At 39.2% G+C, this 14,492-nt stretch carries 13 protein-coding genes and 2 pseudogenes; 2 read left to right on the top strand and 13 right to left on the bottom strand.

Features of this window, described 5'->3' with window-relative positions; genetic code table 11:
* Window positions 1-5: 5 nt before the first annotated feature.
* The 10 genes from J7J00_RS27385 to madL all read right to left on the bottom strand — a co-directional run bounded on the left by J7J00_RS27385 (window position 6) and on the right by madL (window position 9,416).
* The gene (locus J7J00_RS27385) at window positions 6-521 is read right to left on the bottom strand and encodes a DinB family protein (RefSeq protein WP_214796311.1); all 516 of its coding nucleotides are present in this window, start codon (window positions 519-521) and stop codon (window positions 6-8) included.
* Between the two features lie 804 nt (window positions 522-1,325).
* Window positions 1,326-1,946, bottom strand: coding sequence for a malonate decarboxylase holo-ACP synthase (locus J7J00_RS27380; RefSeq protein ID WP_214796310.1), 621 nt, complete (start codon window positions 1,944-1,946; stop codon window positions 1,326-1,328).
* Window positions 1,937-3,625, bottom strand: a complete 1,689-nt coding sequence (locus J7J00_RS27375; protein ID WP_214796308.1) for a biotin-independent malonate decarboxylase subunit beta — start codon at window positions 3,623-3,625, stop codon at window positions 1,937-1,939. The genes J7J00_RS27380 and J7J00_RS27375 overlap by 10 nt, the downstream gene beginning before the upstream one ends.
* The gene (locus J7J00_RS27370) at window positions 3,618-3,914 is read right to left on the bottom strand and encodes a malonate decarboxylase subunit delta (RefSeq protein ID WP_214796306.1); all 297 of its coding nucleotides are present in this window, start codon (window positions 3,912-3,914) and stop codon (window positions 3,618-3,620) included. The genes J7J00_RS27375 and J7J00_RS27370 overlap by 8 nt, the downstream gene beginning before the upstream one ends.
* A 15-nt stretch (window positions 3,915-3,929) precedes the next feature.
* A complete protein-coding gene (locus J7J00_RS27365; RefSeq protein ID WP_214796304.1) occupies window positions 3,930-4,787 on the bottom strand; it encodes a triphosphoribosyl-dephospho-CoA synthase in 858 nt (285 codons plus the stop codon).
* A 15-nt stretch (window positions 4,788-4,802) separates the two neighbouring features.
* The gene (gene mdcA, locus J7J00_RS27360; RefSeq protein WP_214796302.1) at window positions 4,803-6,464 is read right to left on the bottom strand and encodes a malonate decarboxylase subunit alpha; all 1,662 of its coding nucleotides are present in this window, start codon (window positions 6,462-6,464) and stop codon (window positions 4,803-4,805) included.
* A 17-nt stretch (window positions 6,465-6,481) separates the two neighbouring features.
* Complete coding sequence (locus tag J7J00_RS27355; protein WP_214796301.1) at window positions 6,482-7,411, bottom strand: ACP S-malonyltransferase; 930 nt, start codon at window positions 7,409-7,411, stop codon at window positions 6,482-6,484.
* Window positions 7,412-7,440: 29 nt separating this feature from the next.
* Window positions 7,441-8,091, bottom strand: coding sequence for a GntR family transcriptional regulator (locus J7J00_RS27350; RefSeq protein WP_214796299.1), 651 nt, complete (start codon window positions 8,089-8,091; stop codon window positions 7,441-7,443).
* A 129-nt stretch (window positions 8,092-8,220) separates the two neighbouring features.
* Window positions 8,221-8,982, bottom strand: coding sequence for a malonate transporter subunit MadM (madM, locus tag J7J00_RS27345; protein ID WP_214796297.1), 762 nt, complete (start codon window positions 8,980-8,982; stop codon window positions 8,221-8,223).
* Window positions 8,983-9,005: 23 nt separating this feature from the next.
* Window positions 9,006-9,416 (bottom strand): malonate transporter subunit MadL, encoded by a 411-nt coding sequence (gene madL / locus J7J00_RS27340; RefSeq protein ID WP_309487260.1) that lies wholly within the window; start codon window positions 9,414-9,416, stop codon window positions 9,006-9,008.
* A 352-nt stretch (window positions 9,417-9,768) separates the two neighbouring features.
* Here madL and J7J00_RS27335 point away from each other — a divergent pair, with 352 nt between their 5' ends.
* Both J7J00_RS27335 and J7J00_RS27330 read left to right on the top strand, forming a co-directional pair.
* Window positions 9,769-11,130, top strand: a complete 1,362-nt coding sequence (locus J7J00_RS27335) for a M20/M25/M40 family metallo-hydrolase (protein WP_214796293.1) — start codon at window positions 9,769-9,771, stop codon at window positions 11,128-11,130.
* A gap of 27 nt (window positions 11,131-11,157) precedes the next feature.
* Window positions 11,158-12,693, top strand: a complete 1,536-nt coding sequence (locus J7J00_RS27330; protein WP_214796291.1) for an AbgT family transporter — start codon at window positions 11,158-11,160, stop codon at window positions 12,691-12,693.
* 154 nt (window positions 12,694-12,847) lie between these two features.
* Here the strand turns inward: J7J00_RS27330 and J7J00_RS29015 are convergent.
* The 3 genes and pseudogenes from J7J00_RS29015 to J7J00_RS27315 form a co-directional block, all read right to left on the bottom strand.
* Window positions 12,848-12,976, bottom strand: a pseudogene (locus J7J00_RS29015) (helix-turn-helix domain-containing protein); the annotation flags it as partial.
* Window positions 12,977-12,986: 10 nt separating this feature from the next.
* Window positions 12,987-13,428: pseudogene (locus tag J7J00_RS27320) on the bottom strand (DUF2975 domain-containing protein).
* A 64-nt stretch (window positions 13,429-13,492) separates the two neighbouring features.
* The gene (locus tag J7J00_RS27315) at window positions 13,493-13,975 is read right to left on the bottom strand and encodes a DUF2975 domain-containing protein (RefSeq protein WP_214796289.1); all 483 of its coding nucleotides are present in this window, start codon (window positions 13,973-13,975) and stop codon (window positions 13,493-13,495) included.
* Window positions 13,976-14,492: the final 517 nt, after the last annotated feature.

Genomic DNA, 14,492 nt, shown 5'->3' with positions numbered 1-14,492 from the left:
GCAGTCTAATTATCGAATAGCCCTCTTCCTCTCAGATTTGCGGAAACAGGCTCCTTTCCTATTTCACGTGCCCATATAGATAACTGGCCAATATGGTGGATTTCATGGACAATGATATGACGTATGATCTCTCCGTGTGGACATTCAATGACTCGGCGCCTGATTGGTGCGTCTCTAGAGCTAATTGGTTCTTCATTGAAATCAGTTTCTGAAAGTTTCCGAGAATCCATTTCATTTGTCCAAGATGTCACAAATGGCTTCACTTTCTCATGGTATTGAGCTGAAAGATTTTTCACTTTTTGTAAGCTAGCATAATCCTCAAACAATGGCTCCTCAGGCACTGGTTCACCTCGCAAACCTAAGATCCACATATATTCCACATCTACAATGTGAAATAGGGTATGTAGAATACTGCCGAACCCACCGACCCGTTTCTTTAATAGTTCTTCATCCGGTATATCTTCGAACAATGTAAACCAATCATCACGAACTTGCCAGTTATATTGAAACAGTTTCAACATCACAACAACCTCCATGTTTTATAGATTTAATATTTAATTTTCGCCAAAAGACTTCAAAATCTTTTTTTAAATAATAACTCTAAAAAAACCTGTTAAAATCCTCCACAAACTGGCCCTTTAATGGAATAACATGACTGACGTTTTTAAACAACTTTAATGTCACTTTACAGTATTCCTTATGGAACTATCCTGCCCCTAGTTGCATAAAGAAAGAGGTGCCTTAAAGACAGCTCTGATCCTAAGCTAAAGCACCCGTTAGTTCATTAAGAATTACAGTTCTTTATAAACAAATTCTCTGTACTTTACAAAATTCCGCTTTTTATTTTTGGTTTTCTGAGGAAATTCTTAAAAAAATTAATCTCTGTAACCAAATTGCCTTTTTCGTGTTTCTGGCAAAGGGATATCTGGGGAATTTAACAAATAAAAAAAGCCCCCCCCCGGAGGGAGCTTATATTTTATTTATTATAAACGGTTCCAGAATTAAGGCTTATTGATGCACCGGTCGTGTTGACATTTGTAATTTGGATTTTATATTTTCCATCGCCATTTCTTAAACTGTTAAGTGGAATATGCATCCCACCAACAAGTTTTCCTACTTTTAAACTTTCTGAATGTGCTGAGCTTTCTGCAACCCTCTAGTGAACTATGAAGACGTTTATACTTCCTTTAAATACTGTTCTTTCATGGAGCATCATGGTCATCTACTTTTTCGGGAATACATATGATTGTGTCCTCTTCTTTACTGCATCGCCCACTTCTTTTATATACCAAATTATACCAATAAGCACTTTAAAACTTAATTCATCAGCAAGATGAAAGTATGTCAAATTTCTTTAATATTGGCCCATCCATTGTCCGAATAAGGATTGATTTCCCTTCCGAAACTACATATTCACTTAACGAAAAAGCTCCTTCTAACATCTCCACCTGCACATCCACATGAACTGGAATTATTTCTAATCCTGCTTTTATATCCCGAGCAAGTTGTGTTGTGAATCCCTCTGAAAAGCGAATAATAATATCAATATCACTTGTCGCCTTGACCGTCTCTTTCCCGCTCGCAAGTTCAAATCCAATACTCCCACCAGGTCCCCACATAAGGGAATGATTATTCATTAATTTACTAACCCGCTCCAGATAATGAAAAATCTCTTTCGAATAATTACGCCATTTTTTTCCTAGTGCCAACTGCTCTGGTGTAATCCTGCTTACAATTTGATTGGCCGGCAAAAATGCTGCAAACCGTTCATTTCTCATAGAACCGCGCACACCGACCGCCACAAGCCCTACAGGCGCACGGGCACGCCGCACCACCACGTAAGGTGCATTGGTGAGCGCCGTTTCCACCCATTCTGGTATGTTTGAATTACAAATTAAATCCTCCACACCTTTAATTTCTAGTAAATCATGTGGCTTTAATTCCATTGTTCAAACAACTTTTCTCTTACCAAAATCGCTGCAGCTCGGCCTCCTGATTGAGCAATGGATGAAGTTAACCGTCCACTTAAATCTGTAGATCCATCCAACCGCACATCTTCAATAGCCTGGCCAATCTCTTTATAAATAATGTCGCGATCCTTTCGTTCTGGAGCACTCGCTTCCACTCTGTCAACTAATGAAAACAAGGCTCCGAGCTTTTCAAATGATTCAATATCATACGCCATAGCCGGTACTTTTTTCGTTGCAGTCTCCAACTCTTCCAAGCTTCGCTGTGTAATGCGAGCAGCCGATTGTTTTGACATGACATGCACATTTACGCCTGGATCGCGCAGTGCAATCAACCGGTTCGCCTGCATGCCATGTGATAAAAAAGCACCAGAAATTGCATTGCCTGGGATGAAGGAAACAACGGGATGGCCAGCCAACCTTGCTGTCGCATAGGCATCAACAGCCGCAGCGCATGCTTGATGAATACCCAGCAGCTCTTCATGGTATCCATATGCCTGACTCGGCACATCGACAATCGCTACGATTGCTCGTTTTTCTCCGTCTTGATCTGCCGCGATTGCTTTCCTAATATGTTTGGCAATCGACCAGCCTTCCTGCAGACCAACTTCTCCTTTTCGCGCTCGTGGAAAACGACTTTGAGCATCCGGTACTACTGCAATGTAACGTATTTTTGTATTCCCAACCATGCTATCCGCGACACGAACAGAAGGAATATCACCTATCTCTACAGCATCATCGCGTAGTAAATCAAACCAGACCTGTCCGCGACCTGCTGATTTTTCACTTTCTGAAACAACTTCTGTTTTATTCTCAATCGTTTTTTCAGAACAACTCCACAAGTCTTGCACTTTTTCAGGAGACAGGCGCTGCAATGGATTAATCAAGTTTAAAAATGCTTGATATCTCTCCACCTGTTCCGTCCTTGCTTTAAGGATAACTTCACCATTTATAATAGTAGCAACCGCTTCCTTGACAGCTTCTGTATAATCTTCAATTAATATATCCGCAAATCCAGTAGCTGTTCGCTGATTCCCGCCAATCGTCCCCCAGATAAGCTGCCGGTCTTTTGAATCAAACTCTCGAATACCCGCTTCCTGCTCAATTACTTCCGGTCCATTTAATCCTAGACGCCCTTCTCGTGTCATGATGATTGCACTACAAAGACCTGCTGTGATGGACATCCCACCGAATGCACCGATTTTCCCCGGGATAACAGCGATAACAGGTACGTGACGGCGAAGAGCCACAATCGCAGCACCAATTTCAGCGATGGACAACAATCCATAATTTGCTTCCTGTAGCCTCACGCCTCCTGTATCAAACATCAATACAGGAACCGTTTTTATACCTGCTTCGCAATCTTTCAATGCCCTTTCGAGAGCACCGGCAATTTTTGCACCAGATACTTCGCCAATTCCACCGCCCTGAAAATTTCCTTCAATGGATATGACAACCACTCGCTGACTGTTGAGTGTTCCTTTGGCAATAATAACACCGTCATCGCTTTGTGGTACGATACCCTGCGGCTCTAGATGAGGCGATTCGATTCCATCAAATGGACCGAGCAACTCTTTATATGTTCCATCGTCCAATAATTTTTCAGCCCTCTCGCGACCGTTGCATTCCACAAAACTATCTTTTAACGTTCTAATCATTACGGCTCACCTCCAATGCCTGTGCAAGACGGATTAAAACAACACCTGGTGTAGCGCCAAAGTCATTAATTTTCACTTTCGCCGCGACATCATGTTGAGTAAAAAAACGCTGGATAACGGATTCCCACGTATCTTTAAATCCCGTAATCCCGGTCCGAATTGTCACTTCGGTCTGGCAACTGTCACACGGCTCCATCATAATCTCTAAATCTCCTGATCCAACAACCCCAACGTGAGCGCGTTTATCAATTCTTTTTGTTGCAGGAAATGTGTATGTGATATTTTCCAAATGAAACTCCCCCGTTTAATGTATATATTCATATTCTTTCCGGAATTCATTGACCGCTTTATTTGCTTGAATTTTATCTAAAAACAATGTAGCCGCTAGCAGATCCGCACTTCCTCCTGGAGAAATATTGCGTCTCGTAAACTCATCATTTAGGTTTTTCAATTTGCTGAAGTTTCCTGAATTTAACACGGTAGCTGCCTGATTTTTCGCAAATGAAAGTGCTTCAGCTCCGCCTCTATGCAATATACATGTATCATCTAAATGGGCGATTAATGCCAGGAGCGCATGCAACTGAGCATCGCCTTCTGACCTCCCTTGTGATCGCGCCCTCTTTAAGATCGGTAGTGAAAAGCGCATAATATGCGGAAAATCCTGTTGCGCTTCTCCTTTTGCTCCATTCACACCATATTTTATAGCAACCCGCCCGCCATTTGTTTTTACGATTGGGCAATATCTGTCCGGAAAACGTGCTGTTTCACCGGCCATTGTTACAATTTTTCCGATTGTATAAGAACCTTTTCCCATTGCAGCGGCCGAAACAAGGAGACCTAGCGCCCAAATAGCACCTTTATGAGTATTGATGCCTCCCGTTACTTCATACATTATTCTTTCACCTTTGCGACCAATTTCTGCAATTTCTTCACGCAAGGTTTGGGAAGGACTGATACCATAACTGACACTTGCCATTTCTTTAAAAGTTTCTTTTAAGGATTCCGCTGATTTTCTCATTAAATGAATGGTTAAATCGCTATGAGAACCAGTATTTGCGCTGTCGACAAGACCCGGTTTCGGTGTAAGCTCCACTTCTTCTATTAATGATAGGACAGCTGCCCTCGCAGCGTATTGACTAAAAAACTGCTTTTCCTTGTTCATTTCGTCCCTCCCTGTTTACCAGCTTCTGAATTTCGCCGGTGGCTCATATAATCCGTCTGACCACTCGACAATCTCCTCCACACTTTTCGCAGCAAGCAGCGATCTTTTTGCATCCGTCCGGCGAATCTGTAAATCTTCTGGAAGCGCGATTAGTCCTTCTCGACGTAGCTCATCTGTCTTTTTCGAATTATGTGTTAGTCCAACTGACGTAACACCCGCCACTGCTGCAAGCGCCTCTCTCCGTTTCTCTATGCTGTCCGTTTTATACAAATAAGCAATACCTTCTTCTGTAACAACGTGCGTGACATCATCTCCATAAATCATAACCGGCGCTATCGCAAGTCCAGTATCTTTTTTCACGTCAACCGCATCAAGCGACTCGACGAATACAGGCTTATTTCCTGATTGGAATGTTTCGACTACTTGCACAACTAATTTTTTCCCACGAGCTAGCGGATCCTCTGACGTCATCATATTTAACCAAGCAGGTGTTGAATGACGGCGTCCACCTGGGTCATGGCCCATATTTGGAGCACCGCCATAGCCAGCAAGCCTTCCACGTGTTACAGTAGAAGAATTTCCGTCTTGATCTATTTGTAAAGTCGAGCCGATAAACAAATCTACCGCATATTGTCCAGCCATTTGTGAGAGTGTCCGATTTGAGCGTAAACTGCCATCACGTCCGGTGAAAAAAACATCGCGGCGTGCTGAAACATATTTTTCCATCCCGACTTCTCCGCCGAAACAATGAACGCTGTCAACCCAACCGCTTTCAATAGCTGGAATGAGTGTTGGGTGCGGGTTCAATGTCCAATGTTTGCAAATCTTACCCCTCAAACCAAGCGATTCTGCATATGTAGGCAGTAACAATTCAATTGCTGCTGTATTATATCCGATGCCGTGATTCAATGACTGCACTCCATGCTTCTCATAAATACCTCGTATGACCATCATGGCCTGCAAAATTTGAATATTAGTAATATGGCGGGGATCGCGGGTAAATAATGGTTCCAATTCATACGGTTCTTTAGCGACGACAATAAAGTCGACCCATGAGCCAGGGATATCCACGCGTGGAAGCTCATCCGTCAATTCATTTACCTGAACAATCACAATGCCATCGCGAAATGCTGCCGCTTCAACCAACGTCGGTGTTTCTTCTGTATTCGGCCCTGTGTACAAATTTCCGTAACGATCAGCTTTATCTGCAGCAACCAACGCAACAGATGGAATCAAGTCAACGAAAAGACGCCCGTACAACTCAATGTACGTATGGATTTCACCCATTGTTAATTTGCCGTCTTCGAGCATTTGTGCCATACGGAGACTTTGCGAACCCGCATAGGAAAAATCCACTTTTTTCGCAATGCCTAGTTCAAATAGGTCGAGGTGTTCTGGTCTTGAAATACTAGGAAGAATCATATGCAAATCAAACAAATTTTTCGGGTTAGTCTGTGCTAGTGCTTCCGACAAAAACGAAGCTTGCTTTTGATTATTTCCTTCTAGAACAACACGATCGCCCGGCCTGATCAATTTCTCCATGGCTTCCACAATGTGATCAGTAGGAATTACTAGTCCGTTAACAAGATCTTTGACACTCTCCAATCGCTTCTTCTTTGCCTCAAATCGGGTCGTCCATGATCTTTTTTGATTTACTACCTGTTTCGTCGCATCCATCATTCAATCCCCTTTCATCATTTCAATCGTTCACGTTTTGCTACAAACAGACAATCATCAAACCCATTCTCTGTTACAGATAAAGCTCTAGCTTCCGGAAATGCTTTGGCCGCCAAACGTGACAGTACATTTCCAGGAGGCATTTCGATAAATAGTCTAACCCCTTTTTCATACAAAACTGTAGAAGCATCATGCCATTGAACGGCAGAAGAAATACTCTCAGCGAGATCCAGTCGAATGTCGACCGGATTTAACAAAAGCCGTGCACTTCGATTTCCTGCGTATGGAATAATAGGTCGATGAATCGGTATATCATGTAGAGCTTCGGTGAGCACATCGGAAACTGATGCCAGAAGCGGGCAATGTGATGGCGTACTGACATTTAACAATGAGGCACAACGTGCATCATTCTCCCATGCAGCATCCAGGACTTTTTGTATTCCGGACAAAGCACCTGAGACCGTTATTTGATCCGGCGCATTTTGATTCGCCATAAATACCGGGTATTTTTCATCGAAGTGATGATTGATGAGTGATTGAAGTTTATATGCCTCAAGTCCAAGTACTACACCCATGCCGTATCCTTCCGGATATGCCTGCTCCATTAATTCTCCTCGTAAGGCCACTATTTTGACTGCGTCCTGAAAATCAATGACACCGGCCGCGACTGCTGCGCTAAACGCTCCTATAGAGTGTCCGGCAACAAAGTCCGGTATCACCCCTTCCGATTCAAATGCTTTAAAAGAAGCCACTCCGGCAGTCAAAAGAGAGATCTGCACTGCTTTTGTCGAAGCTAGAGCTTCTTTAGAATGAAAATTAAAAACGCTTTCATTTAGCTTTTCACTCGCTATTTCCAGCATATCTTCCACTACATTACATGCCGGCAAATCATTAAGAAGACCTGGTTTTTGGGAACCCTGTCCAGGAAACAAAAAAGCGAGTTTCACGATGTTCAACTCCTCCCATTTAGCAAAACTTATGAACGAAGCATTTTTTGAATGTTGGATATAACGTCTTTATTGTGTTTCAACAAAACTATTGACAATTCCTCCATATCCTGTTTCGATAATAAGTCGATAATGATTTCATGTTCAGTAATTGATTTTTCGATTTTTCCTTTATTTGTAAATGATAAACTTTGAACTCTTAATAGCGGCCATCCTAGTCGTGAATACATGTCTTTAATGACTTCACTTTTGCTCATCTTAATGAGGCACATATGAAAAGAGTGATTCAATTGCGTATAAGCATGAACATCCTCCACTGTTTTCATCTTTTCGTGAAGTTGATTCATTTCTTGTAACAAACCTGAATCTGTTCCGATCTGTTTAATCCGATCCATCGCCATATTTTCAAGCATGTTCCTTATTTCCAGTAAGTCGTATATTTCGTTTTCTGTATATTCTTTTACAACCGCACCTTTCCGTGGAATTCTTTCCACGAGCCCTTCGGTGGCAAGCAGATAAATCGCTTCACGAACCGGAGCTCTGCTCGTACCGTATTCTTCAGCATAGCTGTGTTCCACTAATTTTTCACCCGGCTTCAGGTCACCATTAATAATTTGTTTTGTAATATGTTCTGCTATTGAATTAGATAATGCATTATATGTGAAGTCAATCGCCCCCATGGATGCATCCCCCTCAAAATTTAGAATATTGTCGACTAAATCGATTTTCATTGAATTATACTACATACATTAAGTGAATTTCAATATTTTGAGAAATTGCCCTTTTTTTATCAGGAGCCTTTTTAATGATCAAAATAAAGCTTTTGTAATTAAAAAGAGTATAGACGGGCATAAAATACAACCTATTCCTGTATGAAATGTAGATGTCATTGCACCATAAGGAACTAACTTAGCATCTGTTGCTGCTAAACCAGCTGCTACACCACTTGCAGTACCCATCACACCTCCATAAATCATTGCTGTTCTAGGATTATCAAGACCAATAAACTTGGCAGCAAACGGTGTTGTAGTCATGACTAAAATGGATTTAAGGACTCCTGCGGCAATACTTAAAGCAATCACATCCGAACTAGCTCCGACAGCCGCCCCTGTTACAGGACCGACAATATAGGTTACTGCTCCTGCTCCAATGGTAGTCAAAGCGACCGGGTCACTGTACCCAAATGATAGAGCCACAAAAACACCACTGAAAAACTGAAGGAAAATTCCGATAAGTAATCCAACGAATCCTCGTACACCTGTTTGTTTCACTTCACTTAGACTCGCTCCAAATACAGTGGAAACGATTGCGAAATCTCGAAGCATAGCACCGCCCATCACACCAATGCCTGCAAACATGGGAATATCTGCAAGACCTTTCTCACCATTTGTTTGGATGCCTCCTATGTATGCGAGAATTAACCCAATTATAATAGCGATAGCTGAACCGTGTAATCTTCCCCTAGTGAGCTTATCCGAAAGTGTATATGAAATATAAACGGTAATACCTACCACCGCAAAAGCTGCCAAAAGAGCGTTTTCTTCAAGAACAGACATTATTATTTCTTTCATAACCACATTCAACCCCTTGTATTTTAAAAGTGAGCTTCCTTAACTTCTGGTTCAACTTCTACTTCATTTGCATGAGGGTTCTTATTGTTATTACCCTTACTTAGAATCGGAACTAATGCATAAGATAGTATAATGGCTGCAAGTGCAGAGAATATAGCCACCGGTCCACCCTCCAATGCCTTCACTACATTTTGCTGTGCTGCCATGGCTACAACAATAGGAATGTACATGGCACTCCAGAATTTTAACCCTTCTTGAGATTTTATGTGAAATTTGTTTTTTTTCTTTAGATTGTCTGTTATTAACAATAACAGCACAATTGCAAAACCGATTCCACCAACATTCGCGTCAATACCGATAATCTTGCCTAATAGTTCTCCTAAGAATATCCCTACCAATGTACAAACTGACAACAAAGCAACCCCATAAATCACCAAATTTGTTACCCCCCCTTGTTTTTTTAAAATGTAGAATATACATTTTAATTTCGCATGTTTTACTTAACAGTCATAAAGATGATAGCGCTTACTAAAAATCGAATTACATTTTCAGAGAGTCTATTGTCGACCGTTTTTATATCATAAAATATACCTTTGGTATTTGCAAACATTTTTTGTAATATTTTGATTATTATTCATCTTCATCTTCATCAATCACTCAGGAATGATTTATCTGAATATTTCAAAAAAACATTGTATTTCAACAAAACAACGTTTAAAATTTTTAGAATACTGTCGACTTTATTCTAATTGAGTTGTCAATCAATAAAAAAGGGTGTGAATTAGTATGACTTTAGACAAGTTTCAACAAGTAATATTTGATCAAAAAGAAAATTTTTTAGACCAATTGTTTACACTTTTACGCCAAGAAAGTATTAGCACTCAAAATATAGGGATCACTGAATGTGCAGCATTACTCAAGGAAATGATGGAAGAAATGGGAATCACAACGCGGTTAATGGAGACAGATGGACATCCCGTTGTTTACGGTGAAAAGATACAGGATAAAAACCAATTTACATTGCTTATTTATGGGCATTATGATGTTCAGCCACCTGACCCAATTGAAGATTGGATATCTCCACCTTTCGAACCCACTATACGAGATAAAAGGATTTATTGCCGAGGAGCAGGAGACAACAAGGGACAACTTATGGCCCAACTCCTTGGTATTAAAACATATATTGATACCATAGGGGAATTGCCCATTAATATTAAATTTGTATTTGAAGGAGAAGAGGAAATCGGCAGTGTCAATTTATCCTCTTTTGTAAAAGAACACAAAGAGCTTTTGAAAGCAGATTTGGTTTATACAGCGGACGGCTCTTCACATAATAGTGGCTCTCCCCTTATTTTATTAGGTGTAAGAGGTATGCTTTCACTTGAATTAACAGCAAAAGCAGCAGAATGGGATAACCATTCAGGAAATACAGGAAATATTCTACCAAATCCGGCTTGGAAGTTAATTGAGTTATTACAGACAATGCGCAATAAAGACGGACGTGTTTTAATTGAAGGTTTCTATGATCAAATTCGTGAACCCTCTGAACGAGAAAAAGAATTGCTTAAACAGTTACCTTTTGATGTTGAAGACATTGGGAACAAAATCGGTTATTCACATTTAAATATGGATGGCGAAACGTACTATCATAAGTTGACCATGGAACCAACATTTAATATCTGCGGGATGGAAAGTGGATATACAGGAAAAGGGATAAAAACGATCATTCCGTCTACAGCTACAGTAAAAATGGATATTCGTCTCGTAGTTGATCAGGATCCTATGTTTATTTACGACAAAATATGTCAACACGTGCAAAAACATGATCCTAACATTAAGGTAGAGTATTTAGGGTCTATGGAACCGTCAAGAACTCCTGCAGATCTTCAGATAGTTGAAATTGTAACCAATGCCATCCATCAGGCTTACCGACAAAAGCCACTTGTTCAGCCAAGCCTTGGAGGTTCACTTCCTGATTATGTATGGACAAACATTTTGGAAGTCCCTTCCATTATCATGCCCTATGCGAATTTTGATCAAAGAAATCATTCTCCTAATGAGAATATACAAGTCGATTATTTTTTAAATGGGGTTAATTGCACTTGCCATGTAATTCATGAACTCGGTGAGTATATAAAAAAACGGTAGACTTATATTTGAAAGGAAGTTTAGTATATGGGGCAAATAACTACGGAAAATCCGAAAACTGGTAGAATTTTAAACACTATTGAACGCTTTGGAAATCGACTCCCTCATCCTGCCATGCTATTCCTATATCTAATTATCATCATCATGATTATTTCCTGGTTACTTCATTTTTTAGGAGCAAGTGTAACACAACCTGGCACAGGAGAACAACTTGCGGTAAAGAGTTTGGTTTCCAGTGAGGGATTACTTTATATAATAGATTCCATGTTTAGTAATTTTATTGAGTTCAAACCATTAGGATTGGTTTTAGTCTTCACTCTTGGTGTGGGATTAGCGGAGAAGGTTGGTTTTTTTGACGCAGCTATTAAAAGGACAATAATACGAGCGCCTAAATCAATTATTTCATATGCTGTCATATTTATTGGCATCATGGGTAGTATTACAGCGGATGCAGCATATATCATTGTTCCACCAATAGCCGCAATGATATTTATGCTTTTTGGTAGAAATCCTATTGCAGGGCTAGCCGCTGGGATAGCCGGAGTTGGTTGTGGATTTTCAGCAAACTTATTTGTTTCTGCATTTGACGCAATGCTATCCGGAATATCAACAGAAGTTGCTCAAACTATAGATTCCAATATGATAGTAAAACCTGTTGATAATTGGTATTTTATGAGTATATCAGTATTTGTACTTACGATTGTGGGTGGCTTGGTTACTGAAAAAATTATCGAACCAAGGTTAGGACCATATAAGGGAAATGAAAAAATTACATATGATAATGATAAAGATCCCAAGGTAAGTTTATTAATAAGCAAAGCCTTGAGAAATACTCTTATCGCAGCTATTGTATACATTGCTCTCGTTATCTTGGCCCTTTTTATACCTGACTCACCACTAAGAGGGGAAAACGGAAGTGTCATAGATTCACCCCTAATGAGTGGTATCAGCACATTTATTTTTCTTTTCTTTATTATTATTGGTTTAACTTATGGGATTACTGCAAAAAAAATTAATAGTCCTACAGATGCAGTAAATTATATGATTGAAGCCATAAAGGACATCTCAGGATTTGTTGTCTTAGTCTTTATAATTGCACAATTTATAGCATATCTTCAATGGACGAACATATCCTTATTAACGGCAGTTAACGGTGCTGAGTTGCTTAAATCAGTTGATTTGGTTGGTATACCAGCTATTGTCTTGTTGGTTTTGCTAACTGTAATTTCAAGTTTATTCATATCGAGTGGTTCAGCTCTCTGGTCAGTTTTAGCTCCTATATTTATTCCTATGTTTATGTTATTAGACATTCACCCTGCTATCATACAGGTAAGTTATCGAATTGGTGATTCTGTGACAAACATGATTACTCCTCTGAATCCTTTTGTTGCCGTTATGTTAGGGTTTTTAATGAAATATGATAAAAAAGCAGGGCTAGGCACACATGTAGCTTTAATCCTGCCTTACACCATTGCTTTTTTGATTGTTTGGCTTATTATGCTCATTGTATTTTTATTATTAGATATTCCTATCGGACCAGGGGTAACAATGAATATAAAGTAAGTTAAAGTTGGAAATAGTAGTGAAGCTATACGCGCCTCCTATAGCCATCAAGTTAAGAAAAACACTTGGTTTATTTGAATATTTTGATGCATCCTTCCATAGAAAAATGAATGGAAGGATTTTTTTTTGCTAAATTGAAAGTTAAAGACGGACCAATCTGTTTTATACTCTGATTTTTCAGAATGGAAAGATTCGCCATAGTAATTCCAACCCTCTCCGAAAGCTCCGTTACGCTCATTTTTCGTTTTGCTAACATCACATCAATATTAAAAATAATTGCCATATCCTCCACCTCAGACCGTCAAATCATTTTCTGATTTTATGTTAATCGCTTCTTGTAGAAGCCGTTGGAGGATAGCAGCAAAAACGGCGATAACCAACGAAGCAAAAATGATGATGAGTCCCATTAATACAATAGGAGGGTCAACTTTCTTCGCTATAAAATGAAAGAGTGGCAAACCTAATACATACAAACCACTGATTGTAATCGCACAGCACTTTATGTTCTTTAACGCCTTTACAGATAATTCCGAGAACGCTGTGTTCTAGTCAATGTACCGTAAAAGATTGAAAGCCTGATAGAGAGCAAAGTAAAAAGGCACAGCCGCTCCATACATCACGATGAAAACGAGATATTTCATTGGGGCAATATTTGGATACAATTTTGCTGCGAAATTCGCCATATGGGGCACTAAAAAATATGCACAATGCAAGAACTGGGATTCCTATAAAAATAACAAAAAGAGTGTCGTAACTTGTTTCATAAAAAGTACCTCGTTAATTAAATTTACTCAAACCGTTAATCATTTTTTGACTTAATATCTGGGACATTTTTTAATGGCTTTTGAAGTGCATCCACAATGGCTGCGATGATACTTGTTGCTAAAATACCCATTAGACTTAGTGATATAGGACCTGCTGGGTCGTCTCCTGTGATTTTAGCAAGCACCTTTAAGCTTACTATTCCTAACAAAATGAGGAAAATGACTGTAAAAGCACATTTTTTTATAACCTTCAAAGATTTAAGGGATAATTCAGAGAAAGCATTGTTCTTTTCGATGTAGGTTAATAGTTTATATGCTTGATACAACGCAACAGAAAACGCAATACAGAATCCGTATGCACATACTAAAAAGGGGATTAGGAAGTAAGCCGTATCTGGATGTACTCTTGCATCTCTAACGGCAATCTCAGGCAACCAGATACACAAAGCAAGCACTGCAATTCCAACCAGAAAAATAATTACCTTTAAGAAAGTGGTTGAACCTCGTTTAACCTTCATTTAGAACACCTCACTTATTTAATGACAACATGATTTTATCATATGATTTATTGTTTCTCAATAAATTAATATTGTTTTTTATTATATTGTTATTGTTATTTAAATACCCTTTTAATATTAACAAAAATAAAAAGCATTTCTCATTACAGCTCTTATTTTAAAATGTTAAATTTACAACTTGTTCAACAAAACTTCCCAATAGTTTAATAGAGTAAATCAACAACGAGAGATAACAGAACCTACTTAAAATAAATAATATCCTTCGTAATTCACAGTAAAAATCACATGATAATTCACAGTTAAATTCGCACTGTACAATAATTATTTCCATATTCGATAATTGGGATGTGAAATCATGATTGAACTTTAATAAAAACATCAAAGAGTGTAGTAATATCAAGGAAATAAAAAACGTGAATTCATTTGTGAATTCACGGTAAAAATGTATTGTGAAATTGACTTTTACACCCCAAAAGAGAACCCGTTACTATTTAAGTTGGAGTTAGTATAGTTTCAT

The organism is Bacillus sp. ISL-4, from assembly GCF_018613275.1.
Lineage (GTDB): Bacteria > Bacillota > Bacilli > Bacillales > DSM-1321 > Peribacillus > Peribacillus simplex_E.
This window is presented reverse-complemented; position numbering and strand designations above follow the sequence as displayed.

Bases quoted from the DNA above. Each gene is read 5' to 3' on its own strand.
- J7J00_RS27385 (WP_214796311.1), bottom strand. From the start codon at position 521: ATGTTGAAACTGTTTCAATATAACTGGCAAGTTCGTGATGATTGGTTT.
- J7J00_RS27380 (WP_214796310.1), bottom strand. From the start codon at position 1,946: ATGGAATTAAAGCCACATGATTTACTAGAAATTAAAGGTGTGGAGGAT.
- J7J00_RS27375 (WP_214796308.1), bottom strand. From the start codon at position 3,625: ATGATTAGAACGTTAAAAGATAGTTTTGTGGAATGCAACGGTCGCGAG.
- J7J00_RS27365 (WP_214796304.1), bottom strand. From the start codon at position 4,787: ATGAACAAGGAAAAGCAGTTTTTTAGTCAATACGCTGCGAGGGCAGCT.
- mdcA (WP_214796302.1), bottom strand. From the start codon at position 6,464: ATGGATGCGACGAAACAGGTAGTAAATCAAAAAAGATCATGGACGACC.
- J7J00_RS27350 (WP_214796299.1), bottom strand. From the start codon at position 8,091: ATGGGGGCGATTGACTTCACATATAATGCATTATCTAATTCAATAGCA.
- madM (WP_214796297.1), bottom strand. From the start codon at position 8,982: ATGAAAGAAATAATAATGTCTGTTCTTGAAGAAAACGCTCTTTTGGCA.
- J7J00_RS27335 (WP_214796293.1), top strand. From the start codon at position 9,769: ATGACTTTAGACAAGTTTCAACAAGTAATATTTGATCAAAAAGAAAAT.
- J7J00_RS27330 (WP_214796291.1), top strand. From the start codon at position 11,158: ATGGGGCAAATAACTACGGAAAATCCGAAAACTGGTAGAATTTTAAAC.
- J7J00_RS27315 (WP_214796289.1), bottom strand. From the start codon at position 13,975: ATGAAGGTTAAACGAGGTTCAACCACTTTCTTAAAGGTAATTATTTTT.